Origin of the sequence: Arthrobacter sp. ZBG10 (assembly GCF_001238605.1) — a bacterium.
Lineage (GTDB): Bacteria > Actinomycetota > Actinomycetes > Actinomycetales > Micrococcaceae > Arthrobacter.
The window spans coordinates 1-5,400 of the sequence record NZ_LFQH01000071.1 but is presented as its reverse complement, the minus strand read 5'-3'; the positions used below and the strand labels follow the sequence as shown (position 1 = coordinate 5,400).

The 5,400-nt window shown below is 67.9% G+C and carries 1 protein-coding gene; it reads left to right on the top strand.

What is annotated here, in order from left to right; genetic code table 11:
* Positions 1-5,112 (top strand): Ig-like domain-containing protein (locus ACU18_RS16705; protein WP_050687416.1); only part of this gene is annotated, 5,112 nt, incomplete at its 5' end.
* Between the last annotated feature and the right edge of the window lie 288 nt (positions 5,113-5,400).

Sequence of the window (5,400 nt, the reverse complement as noted above, 5' to 3'; positions counted from 1 at the left end):
GACCTGGTGGTCCTCAATGACGTGAATTCGGGCAATGTGTGGCTGGTGAACCAGAACATGCTCCTGGTCAACAACTGGGACGACGTGATTCCGCCCAAGGAAACCTCGGACGATGCGGACAAGGATTCCGCCGACCAGGTCCAGCAGACAGTCCTGCCGGACCGGAGCAAGCCCAACAGCCCGCCCGTGGCGCAGTCGGATTCGTTCGGCGTCCGCCCCGGGCGCACCACCATCCTGCCGGTCCTGGACAACGACACCGACCCCGACGGCGACATCCTCACCGTCCGCCCGCCCGGCGAAATCAGGTCCGGCGACCTGTCCACCATCTACGGCGACACCGGTTTCCAGGTGTCCGTCCCCGCTGACAGGACCGGCAGCGACTCCTTCCAGTACACGGTGGACGACGGCCGCGGGCTCTCCGCCACGGCCGACGTGGCGCTCCGGATCGTTCCGGTGACCGAAAACGCGGCACCCGCGCAGAAACCCAACCGGGACACCACCCTGGTGGTGCAGCAGGGCAAATCGGTGACCCGGAACATCCTGCCCGACTGGTTGGATCCCGACGGCGACGACCTCTTCGCGGTGACCGCGGCCAGCCCGGATGCGCTGGACCAGGTCCGCATCCGGCCGGACGGGCAGCTCACCTTCCAGGATTCCGGCACGGCCCCGGGCCGGAAAGTCCTTACCGTGGAGATTTCCGACGGCCGGACCAGCACCGAAGGGCGGATCACCGTGGACGTCCGCGCTCCCGGTTCGCTGCCGCCCATCGCGAATGCCGACCACGTCATCGCCGTGGCGGGCACCGAAACCGTCATCGCCCCGCTGAAGAACGACCTCGACCCGCAGGGCGGCACGCTGCGCCTGGCGCAGGCCACCCCGGATGAACAATCGCGGGTGTCCATCGGCGCCGACCAGCAGACCTTCACCTTCACCTCGGACGCCCTGGGATCCCACTACGTGGAGTACCTGGTCACCAACGGGCCCGCCAGCGCCCAGCAACTGGTGCGTGTGGACGTTGTGCCCGGAAACACCGAAGGCGCCCCCGTGGCCGTGCGGGACATTGCGTTGCTCCCCACGGGCGGCAACGTCCTGGTGGACGTCCTGGGCAATGATTCCGATCCCTCCGGTGGTGTGCTGGTGGTGCAGTCCGTGACCGCCGATTCCGCGCTGCCCGTGAGTGTGTCCGTCCTGGACCACTCGGTGGTCCGCATTACCGACATCCGGGCGGAAGGCCAGCTGAGCCTCAAATACACCATCTCCAACGGCCGGGCCTCAGCCATGGGCGAGATCGCCGTTGTGGTGGTGCCCGCCCCCACCAAACTGCAGGCACCGCAGGCCAAACCCGATGAAGCGGTGGTCCGCGCAGGTGACGTGGTGACCATCCCGGTCCTGGCCAATGACACCGAACCGAACGGCGGCGCGCTGACCCTGGTGCCCGAACTGGCGCAGGTACCCGACGCGGCGGACGGTCGGATGTTTGTGGCAGGCGACCAGCTCCGCTTCATTGCCGGCCCCGAGCCCAAAACGGTCTACGCCATCTATAAGGTCCGCAACGCCACCGGCCAGGAGGACTCGCAGCAGGTCACCATCCGCATCCTGGCGCGCGATGACGAACGCAACACCCGGCCCGAACCCAAAAACCTCACGGGACGCGTGGTGACCGGCATGGCCGTTAAGATCCCCGTGCCGTTGGACGGCATCGATGCCGACGGCGACTCGGTCCAGCTGATCGGCATTGACAAGGCCGCCGGCATGGGCACGGCCGTGGTCCGCGACGGCTACCTGGAATATACGGCCGCAGGCGACGGCGCCGGCACGGACACCTTCACCTACCGGGTCCGGGACCGCATCGGTGCCGAGAACACGGGGACCGTGATTGTGGGCATCGCCCCGCCGGAGGCCATCAACCAGAAGCCGATCGCCGTGGATGACGCCGTGGACGTCAGGCCCGGCCGGAACGTCGCCGTGGATGCCCTGGCCAACGACTCCGACCCCGACGGCGACCCCATCTCCCTGCTCAGCAACGGTTTCGAAGCCGCGCCCGGGCTCAAAGTGGAAGTGGTGGACGGCGCCAAAGTCCTCTTTACCGCACCGGATGCCGCCGGCAACGAAAGCATCCGCTACCAGATCCAGGACGATAAAAAAGCCCAGGCCGGCGCCGTGATCCGGATCCGGATCAGTCCGGACGCAGAACTCAAGCGTCCCATCGCCAAGGACGACCGGGTCACCCTGGCCGAGACACTGGGGAAAACCGCGGTGGACGTCCCGGTGCTCAAAAACGACTCGGACCCTGACGGGGTGGCCTCGGAACTGGACATCACCCTGCCGGACGGCAACCCCAACGCCAGGGCCACCGGCACCGGCACCGTCCTGGTGGACCTGGCCCTTGAAGACCAGCTCATTCCCTACACCGTCACCGACGCCGACGGCCTCAGCGCCACCGCCGTGATCTGGGTGCCCGGCCAAGGCGCGCAGTACCCGACACTCTCAAACACCGACCCCGTGGAAGTCATGGCGGGCAAGGACGTCACCCTGAACCTGGCCGACTACGTCCGCGTCCGGGACGGCCGGAAGCCGCGGATCACCGTGGCGGAAGCGGTCACGGTGCTGGGCGGTTCCCCCGACGGCGTGATTGTGGGCGAGGGCGACGCCCTGCGTTACGCCGCCCGCGCCGGGTACGCAGGTCCCGGCTCAATCACCTTCGAGGTCACCGACGGCGACGGGCCCGATGACCCCGCAGGCCTCAAATCCACGCTGGTGATCATGACCAGCGTGATCCCGGATCCCGAGGAAGCCAACACCCCGCCCACGTTCCGAGGCGCTTCGGTGGACGTTCCCAAAACCGAGACCGGAACCATTGATTTGGCCCCGCTGGCAGCGGACGTGGACGAACGCGACCAGGGCAACCTGGTGTATGCCCTAGAGGGCACACCGCCCCCCGGCTTCCAGGCCAAGCTGGACGGCACCGTGCTGACCGTCAGCGCGGGCAACGACGTGGGCGTCGGCGTGGCCGGAAACCTCCAGGCCACCGTGACGGACGGCAGGTCGGCCCCGGTGTCGGCCACCATCCAGGTGCGCCACGTGGCCTCAAACCGGCCCATGCCGGTGGCCAACGACGATGTAGTGGAGAAAGCCAACGCCGGCCGGAGCGAAACCGTCAATGTCCTGGGCAACGACTTCAACCCGTTCAGCGATACCCCGCTTCGTATTGTGGGGGCTACCGTGGAGACGGGCTCGGCGCAGGGCCAGCCTGCAGCCAACGGCGACTCCATCACCGTGACCCCGGCCGACGGGTTCAAGGGTGTGCTGGTGGTCCGCTACACGGTGGCCGACAAAACCAACGAACTCTCCCGGCAGGTCGATGGCCGGGTCCGGATCACCGTCCGGGACGCCCCCGACGCCCCCTCCGCGCCCACGGCGACCGACGTCCGGAGCCGGACCGCGGTGCTCAAGTGGGCGCCGCCGTCGGACAACGGCGCAGCCATCACCAAGTACACCGTGACATCCGCGAACGGCTTCTCGCAGGAGTGCCCCACCACCACCTGCACCCTCAGCGGGCTGACCAACGACGTGAAGTACGTTTTTACGGTCAAGGCGACCAACGAGGTGGGGGACTCCGCAGCCTCCGCGCCGTCCAATGAAATCCGGCCGGATGAGAAGCCCTCGCCGCCCGAGGCGCCCACGGTCAAAGCCGGGGACAAGGACATGGCCATCTCCTGGCCCGCAGCCAGGACTGAAGGCTCGGCAGTGGCGTCCTACACTTTGGAAATCTCGCCGCCGCCGGCCTCCGGTGTGGCGGTCAAGACCGGGGTCACCGGCTTGAACTACACCTGGCCAGGGCTCACCAACGGGGTCAAGTACAAGGTCCGGGCGCAGGCAGTCAACGAACTGGGCCCCTCGGACTGGGGAACCTATTCCGCTGAAGACAACCCTGCAGGTGTCCCCGCGGCGCCCGCGGCGCCGACCACGGCAGTGGCCGCGTCCGTGGGCAGCAGCAACCAGCTGCAGGTGACCTGGGACCAGCCCAACACCAACGGCGACCCGATCAGGAACTACTACGTCACCATGACCGGCGGCGGCGGGGCAGCCAAGACCCAGACCGTTTCCGGGTCCGTGCGGTCCGCCGTTTTCGAAGCCAACAACTCCGAGACCGCGTACACGTTCACCGTCCAGGCGGACAACAAAGCCGGCAAGGGCCCGGCCAGCAACCCGTCCGCGCCGCGGCGCGCCACCGGAAAACCCGGGCAGGTCACAGGCGTGGCAGCGGTGCCCGCCGACACAGGCGGCGCGGGCCGGAAGCTCACCGTCACCTTCAACAACCTCACCGCTGCCCAGCGCAACGGGTCTGCGCCCGGCGAAATCAGCTACCAGTACCGGGCGGGCGGCCGGTCCGGCCCCATCCGGAGCGGCGACGTGATTGGCGGCTTCCCCAACGGCCAGGCCGTCAGCGTGACCGTCACCGCGGTCTCCAGCGTCGCGCCCAGTTCGGACGCGAGCGCACCTGCCACGGCCACTCCCTTCGGCTCACCCGGAACCCCTTCCGCCGCCGGTACAAACGGGGCCGTCAACGACCAAAGCGTCAAGCTGTCGTGGGGCTCCCCGTCCACGGGGAGCAACGACGTTGCCACCACCCGGATCCGGATCAACGGCGGCGCCTGGGAAAACGTCGCCGCATCGGGCACCCGCACCATCAACACCGGCGGTTGGGAGCAGAGCCGGACCATTGACGTGCAGACCATCAACTCCGTGGGCACCGGCAGCGGGGTGGTCTCCGCCTCCGCCATATCCGGTAAGCAGGGGCTATGGGAGACCACCATGTCCAACGCCGTGGTCCGTTCCTGCAGCTACACCCTGGGCGGCTCCAACTACCGCCCCGAGCCGTACTACGACTGCGACCGGAAGGGCGGCGATACCCCGCCGTGGATGGCAACCGCCACCCAGGGCAAGCTGGTGGTCAAGTGCTACATCGACCAGAGCGATAACTGGTCCAACGGTGGCGTGGTCCGCTGGTGGCGGCTCGAGCCTGGTTCATACCGCAACGTGGGCCGCTACATCATCGCCGGCCACACCCACCTGCCGGACCCGGCCGGGCTGGGTGCACCGCCATGCTGAGCCACGCCACGGACGTTGTCGCAGGTCAGTGGCGGGGGGACCTCTGCCCATCGCGGGGGCCCGGCACGTTCGGTAGGCTGGCCCGGGATACGGGGCCCGCTCGGGGCCCTTGGGCGTGCCGCTTTTGGGGCGGCTGCACGATCGAGGGAACGATACCGCTTTGACATCACTGCTGGGGAAACTTGGGCTGAAAAGGCGCCACAAAAAAATCGCCGCAGGCACCGCGTTTGGTGCTGCAGTGGCTGTTGTGGTGACCGGTGCCATCCTCTATCCGGGGTTTAAAACCAC